Source organism: Paenibacillus sp. H1-7, from assembly GCF_022354825.1.
GTDB lineage: Bacteria > Bacillota > Bacilli > Paenibacillales > NBRC-103111 > Paenibacillus_S.
In genome coordinates this window covers 1,087,329-1,110,268 of record NZ_CP031168.1, presented here as the reverse complement: position 1 = coordinate 1,110,268, position 22,940 = coordinate 1,087,329, and the positions used below count along the sequence as shown (strand labels likewise).

Annotated in this window: 15 protein-coding genes; 2 read left to right on the top strand and 13 right to left on the bottom strand. The window is 52.9% G+C overall.

What is annotated here, in order from left to right:
* Positions 1–6 precede the first annotated feature (6 nt).
* Both DVH26_RS05100 and DVH26_RS05095 read left to right on the top strand, forming a co-directional pair.
* Positions 7–879, top strand: coding sequence for a TIGR02452 family protein (locus DVH26_RS05100; RefSeq protein WP_239631821.1), 873 nt, complete (start codon positions 7–9; stop codon positions 877–879).
* 16 nt (positions 880–895) lie between these two features.
* A complete protein-coding gene (locus DVH26_RS05095; RefSeq protein ID WP_239631819.1) occupies positions 896–1,318 on the top strand; it encodes a macro domain-containing protein in 423 nt (140 codons plus the stop codon).
* A 97-nt stretch (positions 1,319–1,415) separates the two neighbouring features.
* Here DVH26_RS05095 and DVH26_RS05090 read toward each other — a convergent pair whose 3' ends face one another.
* The 13 genes from DVH26_RS05090 to DVH26_RS05030 form a co-directional block, all read right to left on the bottom strand.
* A complete protein-coding gene (locus DVH26_RS05090; RefSeq protein WP_239631817.1) occupies positions 1,416–4,667 on the bottom strand; it encodes an outer membrane protein assembly factor BamB family protein in 3,252 nt (1,083 codons plus the stop codon).
* 276 nt (positions 4,668–4,943) lie between these two features.
* Positions 4,944–5,957, bottom strand: coding sequence for a zinc-dependent alcohol dehydrogenase (locus tag DVH26_RS05085; protein ID WP_239631815.1), 1,014 nt, complete (start codon positions 5,955–5,957; stop codon positions 4,944–4,946).
* Between the two features lie 42 nt (positions 5,958–5,999).
* A complete protein-coding gene (locus DVH26_RS05080; protein WP_239631813.1) occupies positions 6,000–8,249 on the bottom strand; it encodes a helix-turn-helix transcriptional regulator in 2,250 nt (749 codons plus the stop codon).
* A 49-nt stretch (positions 8,250–8,298) separates the two neighbouring features.
* Positions 8,299–9,162, bottom strand: coding sequence for a carbohydrate ABC transporter permease (locus DVH26_RS05075; protein ID WP_239631811.1), 864 nt, complete (start codon positions 9,160–9,162; stop codon positions 8,299–8,301).
* Positions 9,156–10,052: an ABC transporter permease gene (locus tag DVH26_RS05070; protein WP_239635283.1), complete on the bottom strand. Its 897-nt coding sequence runs from the start codon at positions 10,050–10,052 to the stop codon at positions 9,156–9,158. The genes DVH26_RS05075 and DVH26_RS05070 overlap by 7 nt, the downstream gene beginning before the upstream one ends.
* Before the next feature lie 90 nt (positions 10,053–10,142).
* Complete coding sequence (locus DVH26_RS05065; protein ID WP_239631808.1) at positions 10,143–11,744, bottom strand: extracellular solute-binding protein; 1,602 nt, start codon at positions 11,742–11,744, stop codon at positions 10,143–10,145.
* Positions 11,745–11,988: 244 nt separating this feature from the next.
* Positions 11,989–13,062: a dihydrodipicolinate synthase family protein gene (locus DVH26_RS05060; protein ID WP_239631805.1), complete on the bottom strand. Its 1,074-nt coding sequence runs from the start codon at positions 13,060–13,062 to the stop codon at positions 11,989–11,991.
* Positions 13,063–14,079: an NAD-dependent epimerase/dehydratase family protein gene (locus DVH26_RS05055; RefSeq protein ID WP_239635282.1), complete on the bottom strand. Its 1,017-nt coding sequence runs from the start codon at positions 14,077–14,079 to the stop codon at positions 13,063–13,065.
* Between the two features lie 131 nt (positions 14,080–14,210).
* On the bottom strand, positions 14,211–15,548 hold the full coding sequence (locus DVH26_RS05050) for a hypothetical protein (protein ID WP_239635281.1): 1,338 nt from the start codon (positions 15,546–15,548) through the stop codon (positions 14,211–14,213).
* A 557-nt stretch (positions 15,549–16,105) separates the two neighbouring features.
* A complete protein-coding gene (locus DVH26_RS05045) occupies positions 16,106–16,876 on the bottom strand; it encodes an IucA/IucC family C-terminal-domain containing protein (RefSeq protein WP_239631803.1) in 771 nt (256 codons plus the stop codon).
* A gap of 4 nt (positions 16,877–16,880) precedes the next feature.
* Complete coding sequence (locus tag DVH26_RS05040) at positions 16,881–18,866, bottom strand: AraC family transcriptional regulator (protein WP_239631801.1); 1,986 nt, start codon at positions 18,864–18,866, stop codon at positions 16,881–16,883.
* 191 nt (positions 18,867–19,057) lie between these two features.
* Positions 19,058–20,173: a slipin family protein gene (locus tag DVH26_RS05035; RefSeq protein WP_239631799.1), complete on the bottom strand. Its 1,116-nt coding sequence runs from the start codon at positions 20,171–20,173 to the stop codon at positions 19,058–19,060.
* Between the two features lie 1,848 nt (positions 20,174–22,021).
* Complete coding sequence (locus DVH26_RS05030; RefSeq protein ID WP_239631797.1) at positions 22,022–22,927, bottom strand: SDR family oxidoreductase; 906 nt, start codon at positions 22,925–22,927, stop codon at positions 22,022–22,024.
* Between the last annotated feature and the right edge of the window lie 13 nt (positions 22,928–22,940).

Here is a 22,940-nt window from a genome sequence, read left to right as displayed (position 1 = left end):
ACCATAATGAGCAATAGTATGAATGACAATAGAGAGATTAGATCCAAGATGGCCAAAGAAACGCTCGAAATTTTGAAACAAGGCTGCTATATCAACGGTGCAGGCGAGCACATCCAGATTGGCAATGATGTAAAAGGGTCCGTTGAGCACTCAATGATGTATTCGCCGGATATGCTGTCCAAGATAAAACAATACGCGTTGGAACGAATTCGTCAGACACAAGATGATGCCCTTCCTCCCCTCGAGGTAACGAATGAATCGACACTGCATGCAGCCGAACGACTTGTTGTCAGGGAGGGCTGGGAGCAAACCGTATGCCTTAACTTCGCTTCTGCAAAAAATCCGGGAGGAGGCTTCCTGGGTGGAAGCCAAGCACAGGAGGAAAGTCTCGCACGCTCTTCCGCTCTCTATCCGTGCATCTCTCAGATGAAGGAAATGTATGATTATAACAAAAGCATTAAAACGTGTCTGTACTCCGACTATATGATCTATTCCCCAAAAATCCCGGTGTTCCGGGAAGACCGCGGGAAGCTGCTGCTTCATCCCTATCCGGTTTCGATGATTACAGCCCCTGCAGTAAACGCCGGCGTTGTGCAGCAGCGAGAACCGCATAATGTCAAGAATATTGAGCCTGTCATGCTGGAGCGTGTACGTTTCATCTTAGCCGTTGCAGCTTTTCATAATGAGCTCTCAGTGATCCTTGGAGCTTATGGGTGCGGAGTGTTCCGCAACGATCCGTCCGATATAGCCAAAATGTTCAAACAAGTATTAATTGATGAGCGTTTCGCATCGTTATTTGACAAGGTAGTGTTTGCAATCCTAGACAACTCAGCGGACAAACGGGTATTTAAGACCTTCACAACGATTCTGACGGACTAGAAAGGGAGGATTAGCTGTGGAATGGAAAGAGATTCAACAAGACCTCTTTGCTATGCCGGATGATTACTTCTTGGCTCACTGCATATCTGCTGATGCCAAAATGGGGGCAGGAATTGCCGTCGAATTTAGAAAAAGGTTCGAGCTCCAGCCTCTCCGAGATAGGGCACGAAACCATCCGTTAGACATTGGAGCATGCTATAAAGCAGGGAGAAGCTTAAATCTTGTCACCAAGTCAAAATTTTGGAACAAACCGACCTATCCCGCCTTGACTCAAGCTGTTGTTTCTATGAAAAACATGTGCAGGGATGAAGGAATTACGAAACTCGCGATGCCGCAGATAGGCTGTGGCCTCGACAAACTCCAATGGGCAAAAGTCAGGGAGATTATCAAAGAGGCTTTCAAAGATACGGAAGTCGATATTGTAGTATGTACGTTATGATATTGCTTCCCAAGATAAATAAGACGCCCCCGTCGCCTCTTGTAAAGCGATCTCGGGAGCGTCTTTTCCTATGTTCCGGGGCTACTCTTTCCTCGGTCTATAAATACCCCGCCAACTTCTTCAAAACCGCCGCTTGCTCGGCAGTCATTTTTTTGCCGCTCAAGGCGTCCACCTGATGACCGAATGCTAGGAGAATGGCTTGCTTGATTTGCGGTTTCCCCCGCTCCTCTGCTTCCTGGGCCAGCGACAGCTCTCTGCAAAGAGCTTCCGCTACCGGCCGTTCCGTCACGAACTGGCGAATGAGGGCATTCACTCCCTCGTAAGTAACAGAGACGTCATAGGTAAACATGGCTGAGCTTGTGTTCCCAGCCTTATCCGTGGCGGATACGGCAACCTGATGGCTTCCTGGCTCGAACGTATACGCAGGGCGGTTGACCAGCAATCCCGAGCACGGATCGCCTGCCAGGCCGGACAGTGCATCACTTGCCGTACAACCAATGTAAACGGCCTGCTGTACCGTATAGGCTCGCTCACCGGAGAAACGTACTTCAGGAGCCGTCTTATCGATCCGAATCTCCAGCTTACCTGGTTCCTGCTGCTGGACACTGCCATTAGAAGCCGAGTAAGTAACGCTCGTCACTCCTTCGCCCGCTATAGGAAACTGCACCGCGTTTCCTTTGACCCTCACCTGTTGAATCGGCTGCGCCCCTTCTGCAGCATACGTTATAGCGTCGGCATGCTCCGCTGTAATAGAGACTTCCACGCTGCGATTGATCCATCCGTTCTCGTTAGGTGCCGGAGTTACGGCGGCAAAGGAACTCGGCGGCGTTGTATCCTTGACAGTGACGGAGAAGTCGTCGTAGTATGCAGTCGCTATGTTATATCGGCTCGTCACCGCAATGAGCCTCGCATAAGCGGCATTGTCGGGGGCTTTTCCTTTCAGCGTCACCTTCTGCCATTGCGCCAGCCTCGATTCATCCAAATGCTGCTCCAACGTCGAGAGCGTCGCGTTGTTTTTATCGAAGAAGCGGAACATGAAGCCCGGTTGGCCAGATTCGATATAAATATTGACGCTCGCCTTATATTCTTCTCCGGGGGTAACCGGAATTTTATCGCTTTGCAAAGCTACGGATGCGGTACGCAGTTTATCCGTAATTTTCAAGCTTGCAGCGCCGGTTAAACTGCGTTCTTTGCTAAGCTCGTAATAATAGTCGGTTCCGGAGGCGAACAGAGGGCTCCAGCCTGGAATGGCGCCGCCCGATACCTGCTCCTCCAATCCGGCGTTACGCACGGGAACTGGGATACCAGCCGGCTCCTCCACCACTTCGCCGTCAACCTTCATTCGATACAAAATCGTATTCGTAGCCTGATCCGTGAAGTACAAGTGTCCGTCCATTCCCAAGTCGAAGCGGGACGTATCCGCCAACGTGCGGAATTCCAATGTGTCGGGATCGATTACCGTCAATTTGTTATTGAACAGCACGTACAGCAGACCGTCTGCCGACCAGCGGAGCGGATGATGCGCCCATTGGCTGAAATTCAGCTGCGGATAAATTTTCTTGCTTTTGACGATTTGATACGTATTCGGATCTATCGCGAAAAGATATTCGTAAGACGCGCCCCAGATCAAGCCGTCCGGTCCTGCGGACAAATCGCCTATGAAGATTGGCTTCTCCAGCCCTGGAACTCTGAGCGGGAATTCGGCGATCTTCTGCTCGCTCGCTACGTCCCAGACGAAAATTTTTGCCTCCGCTTCCGTCGGCTCGGAACCAAGGCCGCCGCGAATCGTTGTAGAGCCGAACAGCTTGCCGTTATAGAAGGCCGTGCTAAGCACACTCTGATTTTGAACGACATTGCGGTGCACCTTCGTCTCCCCGGTTGCCGGGTCGTACACGGTCAAGGAGCCGCCAAGTGTTCCGTAGCCGGATATCGTCGAGACGAAAATCTTCCCTGCACCGCCCGTGATGTTCACAAGCCTCTCCTGATCGTTGCCGAGCACGGCTAGACGCTTCGGATTGGTCGCACCGGATTCAACCGTAAGATCGTACTCATACAGTCCGCCTTCCGGATAGACGCCCATATACACCTTGCTGCCGACCGGATAGACACTGTCCGCCTGATTGATGCTGAACGGCTTGGCAGTGTTGGTCGTCAGATCGACAAGCGAAGACCGGGCCTGCGAACCCGTCGTAATCAGCTGCGTCGGGGATACGCTCTGCAGCCGGTTGACGACGCCCGGCAGTCCCGGAATGACAGGCGGCTGCAAAATAACTTGCTTCGTCGCGATATTCATCAACGTGACGCCGCCGTCGTACCGGACCGTCACCAAGGTTTTGCCAGGCAGCTCAGGATGATTAGGGAACTCCACCCAGTTCGCGCCGCGCAAGCCGCTGCCGTACGCCATTCCGGTCGATTCCACCGCATGGGTCGCGAGATCGAACGTTTTCAGCATTTTATCCGACATATAGTAGAGCTTGCCGTCAAGGGAATCGGTAGCGTGCAGCCCTGTCACGTTCTCCAGCTCAACGTCCAGCCAAGACCCGGTTTGCGTGTCATAGAGGTACCCCTCTCCCGGAACTCCGCTGCCGTCCGTATAGCGGGCGAACAAAAATCGGTCGTCGATCGTATCCAGATCATAGACGGTATCATTCTTTACAGTTAAAGACGCCGCGATATTCGTTTTTTCACCTGTTTCCAGATTTACCCGGACAATTTGCCGATGGGCAGTTCCGGCGTAAATATTACCACCTTGATACGCGATGGAGCGGACATATTCCTGATCGGTCGCGCCGATGACCCGCCCGTAATCCTTGACCTGCTTGGTGGCAGGGTCATATTGATACACTTTGCCTCCGGGATACGTACCGACATAGACGCGTCCTTGTTCGTCCGTCGTAATGCTGTTCGGAACCGATTGCCCGTCGAACTGGGCGACCTGCACGGGAGTGTGCGTCACGGGAGAATAGCTCCACAGTCTTGCGCCGCCGCCATCCGCCGCAAGGTACAGCGTCCCGTCGGAAGCGACCGTATGCGCCCACGAGCTTTCCGATGGACCGATAGGGATACTGCGCAGCAGCTTGTAATCATCCAGATCGATCACGTTGAGCTGCCCCGGCTTGCCCTTGCTTGTCGCATACAGCACGTTGCGCCCTTCTTCCTTGCCGGTCGTCCCGTTAAACACAGCAACGGTATAATTGTTGGGGACGAGCAGCTCTTCCGGTGTCCCGTACGTTTTCTGAGATAGCCGGCTTTCCGCAGCGGCCGTTGTGGCCGCCGTAGCCGATCCCCCTCCGAAGCCCGCCATTATAATCGCTAGACACAATAACAACATGAAGACAGTCTTTTTCATTACACAGCCTCCTTTTTGGTCCTGAAACGTTCGATTGACTTCCCTTACAGTTATAAAAACTCCATAGGATTTCAGCGAAAGGAGTGTACGAACCGCCCCAAACGCCGATATGCGACACGCGACTGAACATCGGAGAGGCCATTTCAATGGAGCATCAGCCGCCGCACGAACAGGTTACCAGCACTCCGGAGCCTGCCGGAGGGTACGCCAAAGCAAGCCGGAACTAAAACAGACCCGGCCGGGCGAGGCAGTGCAAGGCTGCGCAAGTCTCTGCGGCTAGCCTTGCTTGCCGTATGTCAGCAGCGTCCCCATAATGGATGAGGGATCGCTTTTATATTTGACGTATGCCTCCTCGGCACGCTCCATCGGAACTCGATCCGAGATTAGCGGCAGGACGGAGATACGCTTCTCCGACAGCAGGCGAATGTATTCGCCGATATTTCTCCCTTCCGTCCAACGCACGTAGCCGATCGGATAATCCCGGTTTTCCAGCTCGTACTGCGCATCATAACGTCCGGGGCCGCCGGCGCGGGAGATAAGCACCTGCGCTTCCTTGCCGAACATCATCGCCCGCGAAAACTCCATCGATAAGTCACCGACGATGACGATTTTTCCTTTATCCCGAATCCACTGCAGCGAACGGTTGATGAGCTCCTCACCGGGACCGCTCGCACACAGCAGCACGCTGTCCGCGCCATGGACGCCGCCGGTGAACCCTATGAGCTCACCTTCCAGCCGCTCCGGGCTGTCGAACGAATGCCCGATTCCATGCCCGCGAAGCAGCTCCGCCCGACGCGGGTTCAAGTCAAGCCCCGCAACGCGAAATGCCGCTGCAGAAGCGATCTGGGCAAGAAGCTGCCCGAGTATGCCCAGGCCTACGACAACGGCGGACTCGCCGAACCGGAGATCGGCGGTGCGCAGCGCATGTATCGCTATCGCCCCCAGCCCGGCGAAGGCAGCCTCCTCCGGCCGGACATGCTCCGGCACGGCGGCAGTTAAGTTGGCCGGAACCGTAAACCGTTCCGCATGCTTCACATAGGGTGCCCCGTAGCAGGCTACCCTCTGTCCAGGCTCCAGGCCGGTCACGTTATCGCCGACCTGCTCGACGATGCCGACCGCACTGTACCCGAGCAGGACTTGCTGGTCCGAAGCTTTGCGGAGAAAAGACATCTCCGTTCCCGGACTTATGGCGGAATACTCGGTGCGTACGAGGACATGACCCTCCTGCGGATTACCGGGCTCCACGTCCGCAATGATGATGCTCCCTTTCCAAGCGGCAACCGCCTTCATTTCCTTGCCTCCTTTTTCAGGCACGGCGATATAATCGCCCGCTCAATCCACCGGCTTCTTCCGGTACTCGGTCGGAGAAATGCCGACATATTTTTTGAAGGTAGTCGTAAAAGTAGATGCGTTCAAATAACCGGTCTTTTCCCCGATTTCAGCCACACTCAGATCCGTTTGCTTCAAAAATTCCTTGGCGTGAGACAGCCGGACCTTGTTAAGGTACTCGACGTAACCGATACCGAACGTTTTTTTGAAATAGTTGGAGAAATATTTGGGGCTCGTGTCCAGCACCTCGGCCATATGGTCGAGATACAAATTTTCCATATAATGCAGCTCGATATATTGGGAGATGAATGCGGCATTCAGCTTGCTCTTCGAGTCTTGTCCCCGCTTGCCGCCTATGTACCGTACCACATCCTGAAGCGCGTCCCGGACGTCTTTATAATCGTCGGCGTGATCGACTTGACGGCAGAAATCCGTCTCCAGCCTGTACAGCTCCTTGCCGTTCGCTGCGGAACCGTCCGCTTGCTTCAACAAGTGATAAAAGATGCTTTTGGCGATATGGCCCAATTGATGATGATGAATATGGCGGCCTGCATTTTCCTGCATGATTTCATCCACGAGACGGAGGCCGTCCTCGGTTTTTCCGCTAACCAGACTGTTGGACAGCTTCTCGATCTTCTCGAACGGAAAATAAATATCCCAAGCGTAACGAACGGACTCCGTATCGATAACGAAACGCGGTATACCAACTTGACGGTAGCGGATCCCGTCCACGATATCTTGGTAGGCTGCGCTGCAGTGGATGATTTTGGACTCATATCGCTTGCTGACGCACGCCCACAGCTTGAAGCCGTACAGCTCCTCCTTCTCAGAGCGCTTCAAATATGCCTCCAGACCGTCCATCACCTTCTTCCGGTCCGACGATTCATCGATTCCGACAAGTGCCAGAAACTGTAGTCCGCCCGTGTGAAATACGACGACATGGTCGGCCGTCTTCCGAAGCCCGTTACGGATCGACTCAGCGAGGTCCTCAACGCTTAAGGCCGCTGAATCGTTATCATCCAGACGTCTTAGCTGTACCGCAGCCATAACGAAATACCGTTCCCGGAAAAAATACGGGTAATATTGCTGAATTTGATATTCGAACTCCGGAGTGTGGGCATACCCGTCCAGCGTTTGCAGGAACACGCCCCGGCGCATCTCCGCCTTCACAAATTCAATTTGCTTTTGGAGCGCTTCGTTTTCCTGCTGGACTTTGACGATACCGCTGTAAATTTTGCGAAAGTCGTTGCCCTTGCTGGTCCCGCCTCCAAGCAGCTTCAAAATATCTTTAACGGGTCTGTACAAATAAGTGCTAAGAAGTGCGGACAACAGAACGGCGCAGACGATGGAGCTGATCATGATCCAAAGATTCGCATTCGTTACCCAGCCGACATTGCGGAATTGGTAAGGGACCTTATTAATGTAAATAAAGTCGTTATAGTCGGATTTGTACACGTTGTATTCGAAATTTTTACGGGTAACCGACGCTTCCCGCGATGGATTCATATAAATATCGTCCAGCACCTCGGCCAAATCCCAATTGGTGTCCGTACTCAGCACCACATTGCGCTCCGCATCGAGCACGATCAAGGAAGCGCCTGGAATCATCGTGGTCAGGTCAATCTGCTGCAGCAGTCTGTCCACATCGATTAACAACATGACATTTTTATCGGACAGCCGCACCTTATTGCCGTCCACAGCCACCATCAACCGTCTCGATGCTTGGCTCAGATTCTCGTTCAGCACCGTGAACTCATCGGCCGGGAACAGCTTGAACGGATGACTCGATTTGGTGAACGATCTCCAGTACTCGGCATTGTACCGGTCGTGCTTGTATTTCGTATTGAACAGATGCTTCATATCGCTGGTGCCTTTGGCGGTAATCGCCAGATCGGCATTATTATAGAAGACTACCGCATTTTCAATAAAATCGACCGAAGAGATTAGCGTAGATAGGTTATCCTGCATCGAATACACTTTGGCCATATCGAGACGCCCGTCTTCCTGCGAGGCCAAGCTGTCGTAAGGCAATCCATGAATCGCGAACACAAGATTGTTCACGGTCTTGAAGCTGCTGTCGAACGATTGAATAATGTTTTTGATGACCAGCCTGTTGTTTTGCGCCACGGTTTCGTAAATGCCGGAAATCGAGTTTTTGTAGACGACATAGTTGGATGCTAACATGATGGCGATGACTAGCAGCAAAGCGAAAAAAATTTGCAGCAGCCCCCGGTTGGCGATTAATCGGTTCATTGCGTCACCTCACACGATGTCATCCAACATATATTCCACATGTATCCACTCAACCCTTTTCCGAGCCCAGCATCACCCCTTTCGCAAAATACTTTTGCGCAAACGGATAAATAAGCATAACGGGGATCATCGACAGCACGATCGTGGCGTTCTTCATCGCTTGCGGAGCCAAGGCGGCACGGTCCACAAGTCCTGCGTCATTTTCGGCATTGAACAGCAGCATATCCCTCAACACGACCTGCAGCGGATACATATCCTTGTCATTCAAATAAATCATCGGAATAAAAAAGCTGTTCCAGTGCCCCATGAAGTAGAACAAGCCGATGGAAGCAAGCGCCGGTTTGGAGAGCGGGATGACGATGCTGAACAAAATCCGGTAGTCCGAAGCGCCGTCAATAAGCGCCGCCTCGCGTATTTGGGTCGACATGTTTTCGTAAAAGCTTTTCAAAATAATCAATTCCATCGTCCATATCGCATTCGGCAGTACGAGCGCCCACACCGTATCGATGAGCCCCAGCTGCTGCACGACCATATAGGTCGGGATAATTCCGGCATTGAAGAACATCGTCATCACAATGGCGAGCATAAAAAACTTTCGGCCGAAAAACGTCCGCTGAGACAACGGATATGCCGCAACGGCGGTAAAGAGCAAATTGATGAAGGTGCCGAGACCCGTATAATAGATTGAGTTCAAATAAGCCCGCGGTATTTTATCGTTCTTTAGCACTTCCCTGTAGGCGTCCAGGTTCCATCCTTTAGGAAACAGGAACACCTTCCCCTGAATAACGGAGGCCGTATCGCTCAAGGAAACCGCCGTAATGTAGAGCACGGGATAGAGCGTAGCTATGGCGACACAGGTAAGCACAATGGCATTGAGTATGACAAACAGAGATATCCTGCGCTCTCCTACCATAATCCGTTCCCTCCAATCCTCTTGGCTAGAGCATTCGCTCCAAGCAGCATCACCATCGCTACCAGAGCCTCGAACATCCCGACGGCCGCCGCATAGCTGTAGTTCGATTCGATCAAGCCTTTGCGGTACACGTACGTGGAGAAGACGTCAGCCACATCGTAGGTCATCGGGTTGTACAGGAGCAGCACCTTTTCATAGCCGATACGGATCATCGAACCCGTCTTTAAAATAAACATGACAAGCAGGGTAGGCAGCAGCCCGGGGATCGTAATATGCCGGATCATCTGCATTCTCCTGGCACCGTCTACTCGAGCCGCCTCATATAGCGTCGGATTAATTCCCGCGATGGCCGCCAAATAAATGATGGCCTCATAGCCTACCGTGCCCCAAATTTCCGAAATGACATAGATCGGACGGAACCAGCCGGGGTCGATGAGAAAATACGTTTTCTCGAAGCCGATGCTCGATAGAAGCTGGTTGAACAATCCGTTGACCGGGGATAGAAAATCGATAATCATGCTGCAAATAATTACGACGGATAAGAAGGCCGGAAGATAGCTTAACGTCTGGACCGTCTTCTTGAACCACTGCTTCCTGACTTCATTCAGCAATATGGCCAGCAAAATCGGGAACGGAAACCCGAACACCAAAGTATAGAAGCCAAGCAACAGCGTGTTGCGGAACAGGATCCAGAAATCGCTGTTGCTGAAAAACTTGGCGAAATGCTTCAGCCCGACCCAGTCGCTGCCCCATACGCCGGCAAACACGCTGTAGTCTTTGAACGCAATGACCAAACCGTACAGCGGCCCGTAACGGAACAGGACATAGAACAGGATGCAGGGGATGAACAGCAGCAGAAGCTGCCGGTCCCTCTTGATATGCTTGATTATGGCCGACCATCGGGATGGGGCTCCTGTGTCGGTACGCGCGGTGGTTGCCTTTACGCTCGGTTGCTGCACGGTTTCACTCCTCCCATCGCATTACTTCGCCTTATCGTACCGCTTTTGGGCGTCGTTGTAGATTTGGATGTATCGGTCGAGTCCGTTTTTGGCGGTGGTTTTTTTCCATTCCTCCCATTGCGGGTCGCCGTATTTTTTGTCCAAAATGTATTTCGCGTTGAATTCCTCCGCCGACTTCTGCAGCGAGGTTTGCAGCTCCGCAAGCACCGAAATTTCCTCATCCGTAAAATTCAGAATAGGGTCCATCGGCTCCCGCTTGTTGGTTTTCATTATTTTATCTTGCGCTTCCTGCTCCTTCTCCGACAGCTTGTAATAAACGCTGCGACGGTCCGGTCTCAAATAAGCGCCCTCCAGCCACATACCGTAACGGTCCTCAAGCACGCTGATATCGATCAGAGGCAGATCGGCCAATTGCGGATAAACGGGACGCTTGTCGTCACCCCATTTGAAGTTGACCCCTTCCACGCCGATCGTCATCAGCTCTCCGCCGGACGGGCTGGTCAAGTAATCGAGCAGCTTGAGCGCCGCGTCTTTATTCTTATTGTTTGCTACGGCTATGCTAAAATCGGAAACTTTGGGGAGCGTACGGACATTGCCCGTAGGTCCGATCGGATTCGCGTACCGCATGTTGTACTCGGGATTTTGCGCTTTGATCTGGTTGTAGAACAAATCCAGTCTGCCGATCCAATCCCAGGTGACGAACGATTTGCCGCTCGTCATCTTCGTCGTCCACGAATCCTGCGTATCGGTCAAAAATTCGGGGTCCATCAAGCCTTCGTTGTACAGCTTCTTCATGAAATCGAGCATATCCTTATGCGCCGGCTGGACGCTTGCGTATTTCCAGGTTTTATCCTTCTCGTCGTAATATGCGGGATACTGCTCTCCGCCGATTCCCCAACCGTAGGACCAGTCTCTGAAAATGTTGGCCAGCCCTTTGGAGGCGTACGGATACGTATTCGGGTACGCTTCCTTCACCTTTTTGAGCGCCTGGTAAAATTCCTCGGTATTCGTCCATTCCTTGATCCCGAGCTTGTCGAATACGTCCTTCCGGTACATGAACCCGTGATTGACGTCCCGGTTCAGGTCGTAAATCGGCCATGTGTACAGCTTGCCGTTCTCGTCGCCGTACGATTTGACCACCCAGTTGTTTTGCTCCAAATACAGCTTCTTGAAATTAGGCAGCATATCCGCGTGGTCATTGATCGCTACAACCCCTTTTTGCTTGCCGATCTTCTTCAACTCCGCCGGCTTCAAGCCGCTGAAAATATCCGGAAGCTTGCCCGAGGCGACGACGACCTTCAGTTTGTCCTGATACGTCTGAGGCGAATACGTCTGAAACTGCACTTTAATGCCCGTTCGTTTCTCCAGTTCCTTGACAATAAGAATGTCGTCCTTAATATTGGACGAGTTGCTCGGCAGCATCCAGGTTAACGTAACCGGCTTGTCGACCAAAGGCAGCTTCAGACCTCCGGTATCACCATATTGCTGGGTGCTTTCCTTAGTCGTGCTGCTTGACGTGTCGGACGCCTTCTTGTCTGCGGGTGCGCTCCCGCTTCCTCCACATGCAGCGAGCGTTACGCACATCGATAACGCTACGGCTCCGCTGATCAGCTTTTTGGACATGTTTCAATTCCTCCCCTTTTCTGATTTCCTTCATGGATTTCCGGTTCTTCGCGGTCAAGTTTCTCAGCTGCATGACTTAATATTAAAAACGCTTTCATCATTCGTAAATAAAACGATTTCCATGAGCTTTCGTTTTTCTCATCTTTCGCCGTCTTCAGCCGAAAAACCTTGTCGTATCAAGCCTTTGGACCATGTAGAAAATCGTAAAGCGGTAGAAATAAATAAAAAAGCCCGCATGAGCGGGCTACTCGGCGAGCCATTCCTGAAGGTGGGTTTTGACAAAATCGTCGTCATTCAAATGCGGGTAATCCCGGTACATTCTATCGATTTCCTCCGCCTGTCCCGGCGATAACACCTCCTCAGGATTCAAGCACCAGGTTCCTTTGAGAAGCCCCTGTCTGCGGAGCACCTCATGAATGCCCGGGATGCATCCGGCGAACCGGTTCGCTGCATCGAAGAAGGCGGCGTTGGTATCCGTCACTTCCACGTTGCGGGTCAGCATTTCCTGCGGAATCGGACGTCCGTCCCGGTAAGGCTTGATTTCCTCCAGCAGCTCTACCGCTTTGCGGGTCCATACAGCCCAATGTCCGAGCAATCCGCCGACGATGCGCTTCTCGACTGTAGCGCCGTCTACCTGGAACCGGTACGTCGTCAGCAGATCGTTCACGATATTATCGTCGTTGCCGGTATACAGCGCGATATCATCGCGTCGGTTTGATTCGCATACGGCACGGACCACGTCTATCGTCTGGTACCGGTTGAACGGCGCGATCTTGATGGCGATCACATTCGGAATGTCGGCGAACCGGCGCCAGAATGAGTAGCTGAATACCCGGCCGCCGACCGACGGCTGCAAATAAAACCCGATGACCGGAATGCGCTCAGCGACCACCTCGGTCCGTTCCAATATTTGCTCCTCGCTCCAGCCGGTGAGCCCGCCCATGCTGAGTAAGCCTGCGTCGTACCCCAGGCCGCTCGCGATACCCGCTTCCTCCAGCGCCTGCTCGGTCGGCCCGCATAGTCCCGCCACCTTGATAAAAGGCCGCGTGAGACGCGCTCTCTCGACCTCCTCCGCCGCCAGGCGCAGCACGGGCTCGTACAGTTGAATGTCCTTATCACGGATTTCGAACTGCGTGGAATGGACGCCGACCGCAATGCCGCCGGCTCCCGAGGCGATATAATAGCGGGTTAACGCTCTTTGGCTGCGTTCGTCCAGCTGGCGGTGCTCATCCAAAGCGAGTGGATGCGCAGGGATAACCAGTCCGTCATGAAGCGCTGCAATCAATTCGGGAGATAGAGATGGGTTGACTGTGCTCATTTAAAATTTCCCCTTTCGTTCCTGGAAATGCGTCGGCTTGTTCCATGTCGTTCCCCCCGCTTGAACCCATTCCGCTACCCAATCGATCATTTGCAGCAATGAAACTCGCGGATAGCCGAACCATTGATGGGCTTTCGAAGCGTTGCTCAACAGTGCATTCGGCGACTCCGTCCCTGTGAACGCGGCCTCCTTGCCGAGCCGTTTGGCGAATTCGCCAGCAGCCCAACGGATGGACATCGTCTCAGGGCCGGTCACATTGACGATCTGAGGCGGATTAGTGCAGCGGGTCAAGCAGCGCAGCGCCATCTCGTTGGCGTCGCCCTGCCAGATGACATTGGCATGGCCCATCGTCAAGTCAATGGCGCGTCCCTCCTGAACGGCACGCGCTAATTCAAGCAATACGCCATAGCGCATGTCGATGGCGTAGTTCAACCGGTACATCACCATCGGAGTCCCGTGCTGATGGGAGAAATACTCGAAGATGCGCTCGCGGCCAAGACACGATTGGGCGTACTCGCCCAACGGCTCCGGCGCGGTATCTTCGCTGACGCCTCCGCTGCCGACTGCCGAGAAAGGATAGACGTTGCCGGATGAGAATACGACGATGCGCGAGTCCTTATACGTCTCGGCCACTCTGCCGGGCAAATAAGTGTTCATCGCCCACGTGAAATGCTCTCTGCCGGTCGTCCCGAACTTGTTGCCGGCCATATAAATGACATTCGCAGCTTGCGGCAGACGGCGCAGCTCCTCGTCGTTCAGCAAATCGCAGGAGACGGTCTGCACTCCCGCTTCCTCCAGCTCCTGCCGCGCTTCCGCATTGGAAAATCTCGATACGCCGATCACGCGCTTGTTCAAGCCGCCTTCCCGGATCGCATTCATAGCGAGCCTCGCCAAGCTCGGCCCCATCTTCCCTCCGACGCCGAGAACTACGATATCCCCGTCTACGGAGGCGAGATCCTTAACCAGCCTCTCCGTCGGCTCAGCCAGCTTGGCCTCCAATTGCTCCACCGTTTTCATCGTCATCCTAATTAGCTCCTCTCAGGCTTGGTTTTTTCTTCCTGTACACCTTTTATGATAACGACAGACGAGATATAAAGACAAATCTTTTAATCGTCTTTAAATAAACAAAAAAAGAACCCGCTTCCGGATCATTGCGGATTCTTATCAAAAAACGTAAAGGCGAACCGTTGTCGCGGCCTCCCCCTCGGTACTTTCTCCATTCCGGCCACTTCAACCAGCCCGTTGTCGATCCAGAGAAGAAGCAGCCGGTGCGCGCTTCTCACCGTAATATCTAGCAGCGCTGCGAGCTCATGCACCTTGTATTCGTATTTGCCATGGCGCGCTCGGTTATGGAGCAGCTTGCTCAAATACGCGCTCGTCATTCCCGCGTTCTCGGCCCGCTGGATCAGCTCCGCATCTGTGAAGGAGAGCACGCTCTGCACCGGTTCGGCCATTTCCAACGGACCGATCAAGGTCCCGTCCTCCCGGACGATGAAGCAGGCGTTGCCTCCGGCTTCTTTGGCCTTGCGCAGTGCCGCCCGCGAGTTCGTGCCCGCGACGCTCGCAGAGCGCCCGAAGCCGATGCCGATGCTTAACGTAATACCGTGCGTCGTTTTGACGTCCTTGGCTAGGGGAATCGTCTTGTAGCCGCCAGTCTCCCTCTCGAAAATGCCGCGTGTCGTAAAGAACAAATACTCATCGCCGCCAAGGTAGGTCAAGTAGCCGTCCAGCAGCTCCACATAATCGAGCACCATCCGGTGGATGTCGAGCTTCAGCTTTTGTACTTCATGCTCATTGTTGCGCTCAATCGCCAGCTTTCCGAAATCGTCCATATTGATCAGTCCGACTACGATCTGGGACTCCTTGCTCCGCCGCGTCCCGGTGGACAGCAGCGCCCGTTCCAGCGCTACGACGATGTCCTGATCCGACGGGACGAGCCACTCGTTCGGGATGCCGAGAGCGGTCAGCTCCTTAGCCACCGATTCGATTCCCGTGACGGCCATCGAGCAGTCCCCGCTCCGGTAACGGGCCTGGTGAAATTCCACCAGCCTGCTTCGGGAAGCATAAGCAGGACCATCGTAAACGACCGCTTGCAGGTGCGGGAGCTTCAGATCGTTGAGCGTACGCGTTACCATCGTTTCGGTCAACGTGTCGACCGATATGCCGCGCGTAAGATGCCCCGACAAATGAGCGGCAAACAGCGCTTTATACAGCCCTGCATCGGTAATCGGGACATGATGTACTGGAATGGCTCTATCCAAATGCTCCTTTACCTTCCAGTGGGCAAGCGAATCGGATAGGAGCATAACCTCAACCTGACCGGCAATTTGCTCCGCCAGCGCTGCAGCCTCATCCACGTCAAGGAAGACTAACGGTACCGGAGCAAAGGAAGGAAACGATGCTATAATTTTCATCATTTTGTCCGTTACTGCCTGCGGTCCGATCACTCCGATACGGATTTGGTGGCTGTCCTGCTGCCGGAACATAGATTCCGCCGCATTCTCCTCTCCATCCTCCATAAGTGCAGATGGCGCAACAGCCGCATCCGGTGCAATGCCGTTCGCTTCCGAAGGTTTGTTTGGGTTCCGTTTCTCGGTCTGATTCACCGGGTTCATCTGATCCATGGATACACCTGCCGTCAATGTTTGCCTCTATATTACCATGACGGTTCAGGATCGGGAAGCAAGCGGAGGCCACCGGGCTCCACCAAATATCGCCGGGCCTTCCAGAGGCTTTGCCCTCCCCGATGCTCCAGTCGACGTTTCTTGGAAAAAAAGCCTACCGGTTTGTTATATACCAGTAGGCGTAGCATATCGATTTATGCTAATTCAATTTTTACTAATTTCGACCCGCTGCTTTCATCCTTCAGACGTTATCGGCGTTGGCGTTCCTAAGCAACATTTTGAGGCCATTTTAAGGCCGCCTCCCTGGCCACACTCCGTGGCCATACTCCGCCCAACGCATCGTACATACGCGCTACCCTATATAAAAGCCACGCTCACCCGCCGGTTCCGCTAACATACCTTTACGTCCCAATGTACACTCAGGAAGAGCTCTTCGGCTTCGGGCAATTCGAGCAATAAGCCCCATCCGCTTCTATTTCGTAATAAAAGCAGCACGTTTTACGAACCCGAACCGCCGGTTCGGAACCAGCCCCGCCGCCGGGCTCGCCGTAAAATCGGGCCATCGGGTTTCTCGTTTCCCCGAACAGGCTTCCTGGAGCCGCATGGATAATATAGTCGAAATCTTCCTGTATACGGGATTTCACCTGCTCGTCCGCCCCTTGTCCCAATCGCTTCTCATACAGCGAATAGAGACGAACCGCCGCATTTTCCCATAAAATCGCCTTCGGCGCATCGGCTGCCTTGGACATGACACGGAAGACCGGGGCCAAATTTTCGGCAAAAAGCGACCGAATGATGCCATCGCGCCACTTGTCACGTTTTCCCGGTGAGGGCTCGCTCGTCTGCAATCCAGACAAGCTGACATGGGGCAGCCATGCATCGCCTGGATCCGCAAGCGTACCGAGAAAGCAATTTTCAACGGACATATCCACCCCTTTGTTGAATACGGTCATTGCATATAAAGCCGGGGCAATGGTTAAGAAAGCATACCTTTTGGCAAAAGCCGAAGCGGTCGTCATCCGCGATGGGGATGAAACAGCTTCTGACATCTCGTCCAAATAGGCCACGCATTTCTCCTCGTTCAGCAAATCGGTTACAGGAACGGTTCGATTCGCATTTGTCTCGCATATTCCGTACTGTTTCGATAAGTAAGCCCATTGCTCCGGGCCAAATGATCCATATGCTTCCATTCGCTTATCTCCCGACTAACAGCGCTTCGGCTATTTGATCCACAACCAGATTCATGGCGATCGGCCCGTAATAAGCTATCCATAAGGTCGTGTTTACGGGATAAATGTGGTTTTCCTTGACCGCCTTCATGTTTTTCCATACCTGCGTGCTTTGGAACTGATCCGACAGTTTTTGGAACGTATCGTCCGTCAACAAGAAATAATGATCGGCGTTAATTTCCGACATCGCCTCCAGCGAGATCATGGTGCTCGTTTCCTTGTCATTAACGACCTGCTTCGGCGGGGTAAGTCCAAGATCGTCATACAAAATGGCCGCCGTACGATGCGTCGTCGTATGAATCCGGATATTGTTATCTCTAGGGCGGATCATGGCAACGCTTTGCTCGTTCAGCTTGGCTGCGAATTCGGCTTTCAGCTTGCTGATTTTTTGCTTGTAATCATTCAGTACCTTTTCGGCTTCTTTCTCTTTGCCGGTGATTTTCCCGAACGTGACTAACGTATCTTGCCAATCTTCGTTGCGGTCCAGCATGATCGTAGGGGCGATTTTGTTCAAGCTGTCGTAGATTTTCTCCTGAAACTCGGTGCAAATGATAAAATCAGGATCCATTGCAATAACGGCCTCCAAATTCGGCTCGTCCTTTGTCCCCAATACTTTGATATCCTTAAGCTTATCGTTCAAATAAGCCGGAAACTGCGTCTTGTCTCCCGTCGTTATAACACTGCCCGCAGGCTGCTCGTTCAGCGCCAGCAATTGATCCACGAATTGGGTATCGAGGACGGCGATTTTCTCGGGCCTATGCTCCAAGGTTACTTCGCCTTTCATATGTTTTATTTTCACAGGCGCAATGAGCTTCGCTCCGTTATTCGAACCGGCTCCCGCCGCAGGCTGCACGGCAGCTTGGCTCGTCCCTCCAGCCGCTCCGTTCTCCGAGCTTGCACTGCCTCCTGCGGCACCGGAGCAGGCGGTCAAAAACAGCAGCAGACTAAGCATAAGCCCCACCGTCGGCATGGTGATGAATTGTTTGTACATCGCTGTAACTCCTCCGTCTTTGTATTGATAATGATTTTCATCATCAACAAGACTATACCTTCGCAGCCTCCTTGCGCCAATGGGAGATTGCGACAGACGGGATGGATTTAGGCGACGCTTGTCCTGCTGCCGCGCCTGCTCTTTATAAAGAAGCGGCGATACGCCGGCGTATTTCTTGAACATTCTGCTGAAATAGTAGCTGTCCGTGTAGCCGGCAGCCTCGGCAATATGCTGTAACGAAGCGTCCGTATGGCGCAGCATGGATTGGGCTTTCTCCATCCGTACCTGAATCAAGTACTCCATCGGTCCGAGCTGGAGCCGGGCTTTGAACAGCCGCTGCAGCTGGCGCCTATTGCACTGAAACAACGCTGCCAACGAGCTCAGCGTAACCGGCTCGGCATAACGCTCCTCGAGATAACGGGTCACCTGGGCGACCAGATCCGGCTGCGCCGTCTGCCCGCCTTGCTCCTGCAGCTGCTCCATCAATTCGTACACGAATTGAGTAAACAAGCCTTTTACATAGAACCGCTGCAGCGGAGTAGCCTGCCGCCATTGCTGCTGCATTTGCTCCATTTTCAAATAGAGGGGAACCGGATGCAGAGGAATCAAGCCATACTGCGCTTGAAAAGGGTTATTCTCCTTGTACAGACGCAGCAGCTCCTGGCGGCATGGCAGAGGTATGACTGCATTGTAGAATACCATGTAGTACTCGAACGTCTCCGTCACCCGATCAATATCCAAAAAGGTTCCTTTACCGGCATGGCATACAAAGCATTTGTCGACCGTGTACTCCGCCTGATCCAGCTGTACCTGGGCTTTACCGCGCACCGACAGCAAAAACATATGAGCCGGGAGCTGGTAAGACCGCAGGCTCTCTCCCGGCTGCATGGCAGCATACCGCACGTCCAGCACCTTGAGCGCTGCATGGCTCCACAACAGCATCGGATCCTGAATAGACATTTGCCCTTCTCCTTCTTCACGTGCTGGCTTTTCTTACCCGATTAAACCTATTATATTTGATAACAATTATCATTATCAACGATTTTGTTGCTGGATCCGCTCACCCGGCGTCACTGGAAAGCGGGCAGCTGTCGCACACTTTTCATCGTTCAACGTTTTGGCGCAAAAATAGCAAAAAGAGCATGATCGCCTCATGCCCTTTTCCCGTTTCGATCCCCCAGCAGGGAGTTCAGCTGCTCCAGCAGATTGCCTCCGCCCGTTAGGGAAACCGTGCCGATTTTCTCACATATTTTTTCCAGGAACTCCAGCTCCTTCAACCGGTACAGCGTCACGTTCTCGTCCATCAGCTTTGCCGTATTTAGCAGGCTGCGGGTCGAGGCCGTTTCCTCCCGCCGCGTGATGAGGTTGGCCTGCGCCTTTTTCTCCGCGAGCAGGACGGTGTTCAGGATGTCTTTGATATCCCCAGGCAAAATAATGTCCTTCACGCCGGCGGACAGAAATTGCACCCCGTAATCCTCGCTCTTCTCCTGGAGCCGCGACAATACGAACGCTGCGATATCCTGCTTCATTTTCAGAAGATCGTCCAGCTTCAACGTCCCGACATACTCCCTTAAAATGAGCTGCAATTGGATGTACAGCTGCTCCTCGAACAATTTGATCTGCAAAACGCGAAGCGGATGCGTCGTCTTGTACTGGCATACAAAGTTGAGCCTCAGCGTTACTTTATCCTCCGTCATTATTTCTTGTCCGATCATGTCCAGCTGCTGCTGACGCAGATCGACCGTTTTTACTACAACGGCCACAGGGCCTTTCCAGAAGAAATATTTGCCCGGCTTGAGCTCTTTTTGCATGATATGGTTATAGAACAACACGCCCGATTCATGGCTGGCTACATCGAAGGACTGTACATAGCCGGTAAGCTTGGGCAGGACAGCCGTATCCACTTCCGCAGGCAGCTCCGGATTCCGGATATCCGCCCTTACGAAGGCATGCTTGTTCAGGGTATTCCAGAACGCATACGTCCCTGCCGTCAGCAGCGATGTGAACTTCCCGTCCTGGTAATGAAGTACGTATTCGTGATCTTGGACCTGTATGACGTCAAGCTCTTTCAGCAGCTCACTATCGTGCAGGAATAGCTGTAGGTCTTTGCCCGGAACTGTAAAAAGCTTCGTTATAGGAAGAACCGTCACCGAGATGTCGGAAAAGGATGAAAAGCGGTAAGTACCCGGCTGCAGAAGCTTCGAATAGCTGCCTTTCTTGAACAGCAGACCGCGCTCTCCGGTTTGGATATGAAATGTTTTAAGCATATGGAAATCCTCCTCTTAAGTGCCTTTGAAGAAGGCTTTGGATTGTACGTGATAGATAAATTGATCGATTGTTGGGGAAGTAGGTAACCGGGTCGTTGGAACCTTCCTGCGGTTGTGGCGGAATCCCGTTTTAGGCTGGAGAAAAGCTGGGTGTACCGCCTGTGATCACATGTCCGGGAAATATGCGCAGCTTGCCGCTATATCCCGATTCATGGTCCTCCAAGCGGTTGACCTTACTTGCCCAAGCCGGTATCCACGGATTGCATAGCCTTGCCGCAGTGCGCATAAGAAAGCCGCTGAAGATTCCAGATCCGGTCTTAGAGTTGAAATATCCGCTCGATTAAAAGTCGAGTGCTCTACCCTGAGCTATCGTTCTTCACGATGGGGAGTCGAACCCCTTCAATGGGAAGATCCTTGCCGGATCGGGCAAACAGCATACATGCACATAGTTTGTGCCTGCACTGCGGGACGGTACGAAGTCCCTGCCTCGGGTTCGCCTTCCGTGCATGAACCTGTTATTATGATCGCTTATTTCGGCGCTCGCGAACATGGTGAAAGTATTACGACTGGAAATAGGGACGGAAAAAAAGGGCCTGCTCCCAGTCATAGGGGAGCGTCCTTTTGAGGGGAAAAAAGGATGTGCAGATCATGTTGAGCTGGGGTGGATTACTGTATTGGGCTGGGGTGAGGGAGGTGGTTTCCTTGTAGGTGGATTAGCCGGCTTACTCCTCATTAACAGCGAGTAGGGCGGTTTTGTCGGCAGATGGGGATCAGAGGGTGGATCTGAGTGTGGATCAAAGGAGAGACGTAACAGCTAGGCAGTAACAGGCACATGTGGCGAAAAGGGAGAGTTGTAAGGCGGTTTTTCCGGCTTACAGCTGTAGAGAAGTGAGGCATTCAGGGCTTTGAGCCCTTCGTAAGACGGTTTTTCCGGCTTAAGCTAACGTTTTCGCATTTTGGTGGGCTGTAAGGCGGTTTTTCCGGCTTACAGCTGTAGGGCGGTAAGGCATTCAGGGCTTTGAGCCCTTCGTATGATGGTTTTTCCGACTTACAGCTAACGTTTTCGCATTTTGGTGGGCTGTAAGGCGGTTTTTCAGGCTTATCGCTGTAGAGAGGTGAGCCATTCAGGGCTTTGAGCTCTTCGTAAGACGGTTTTTCAGGCTTAAAGCCAAAGTTTTCGCATTTTGGTGGGCTGTAAGACGGTTTTTCAGGCTTAAAGCTGTAGAGAAGTGAGGCATTCAGGGCTTTGAGCCCTTCGTAAGACGGTTTTTCCGACTTACAGCTAACGTTTTCGCATTTTGGTGGGCTGTAAGACGGTTTTTCCATCTTACAGCTGTAGGGCGGAGGCATTCAGGGCTTTAAGCCCTTCGTTAGACGGTTTTTCCGGCTTACAGCTAACGTTTTCGCATTTTGGTGGGCTGTAAGACGGTTTTTGCGACTTATAGCTGTAGAGAGGTGAGGCATTCAAGGCATTGAGCCTTTCGTAAGACGGTTTTTCCGACTTACAGCTAACGTTTTCGCATTTTGGTGGGCTGTAAGACGGTTTTTCCATCTTACAGCTGTAGGGCGGTGAGGCATTCAAGGCATTGAGCCCTTCGTAAGACGGTTTTTCCGGCTTACAGCTGTAGAGAGGTGAGGCATTCAGGGCTTTGAGCCCTTCGTAAGACGGTTTTTCCGACTTACAGCTAACGTTTTCGCATTTTGGTGAGCTGTAAGACTGTTTTTCCGGCTTACAGCTGCCAAGCAGCGGGGCTCATGGAATGCTTCAGCTTCCTCGTAAAGACGCTCTACTCCATTCAAATCTTTCGAGAAGACCTTCATCCATTGCGGTTTCGGATATTCCACCGGTCAAGGTTCAGTTCTTCCCGCTTCCTTTTCCAGCTCCCGCAGCAAGATACGCTCGAACCACTTCCAAGGCAGCATCGTCTTGCCCAGAATGGTAAGAGCCGCCCCTTTGCCTAACGGATACCTGAGCCGTGGATACTGGGATAGTACTATCCGCCCGACGGCGCGGGCAACATCTTGAGGGTCGTCGGCATTTTGAGCGGTATGGTGTGAATAGCGGAGAACCGCCGCCAAAAATCGGCTGTAGGGCGACCGCTCCGATTGCCGGGAATCCATATGCCGGAACCCTTTGGACCATATATCGGTCCGGTAAGCGCCGGGCTCAACCAGAACAACATGGACGCCGAACGGCAGCATTTCGAGGCGCAGCGATTCGCTAAAGCCCTCGACGGCGAACTTCGAGGCGGCATAAGGGCCATAGCCCGGAAAGCCCATTCTCCCGCTGATGCTGCTGATCATAATAATTTTGCCGTGGCGCTGCTCACGCATAAGGGGCAGAAATGCTCTCGTCATGGCAACGACACCAAAGAAGTTGACCTCCATCTGCTTCTCCCAGTCGTCCATCGGGATCTCTTCGATGCAGCCGCCAATCGCCATGCCGGCATTGTTGACCAGAACGTCGACCCTCTCATAGGTACCGATCACGTAGTTCGCAGCATCCTGGATCGCCTGACGGTCCGTTACATCGAGAGTCAGGCATTCAATAAGCCCCTCAAGCCCGCCTTCTCGGGCACGCAGCGTCAGCAATCCGCTGTTGGAAATATCACGCATAGCAGCAATGACCCGATACCCTTTCCTTGCCAGCTCCAATGCAATCAACAGCCCGAAGCCGCTCGATGCCCCCGTTATGAAAGCAACAGGTCTGCCGCCGTTGCCCGATTCCAGCCTTTCGTCCCTACGCTGTACCAAACCGTTCATGCCG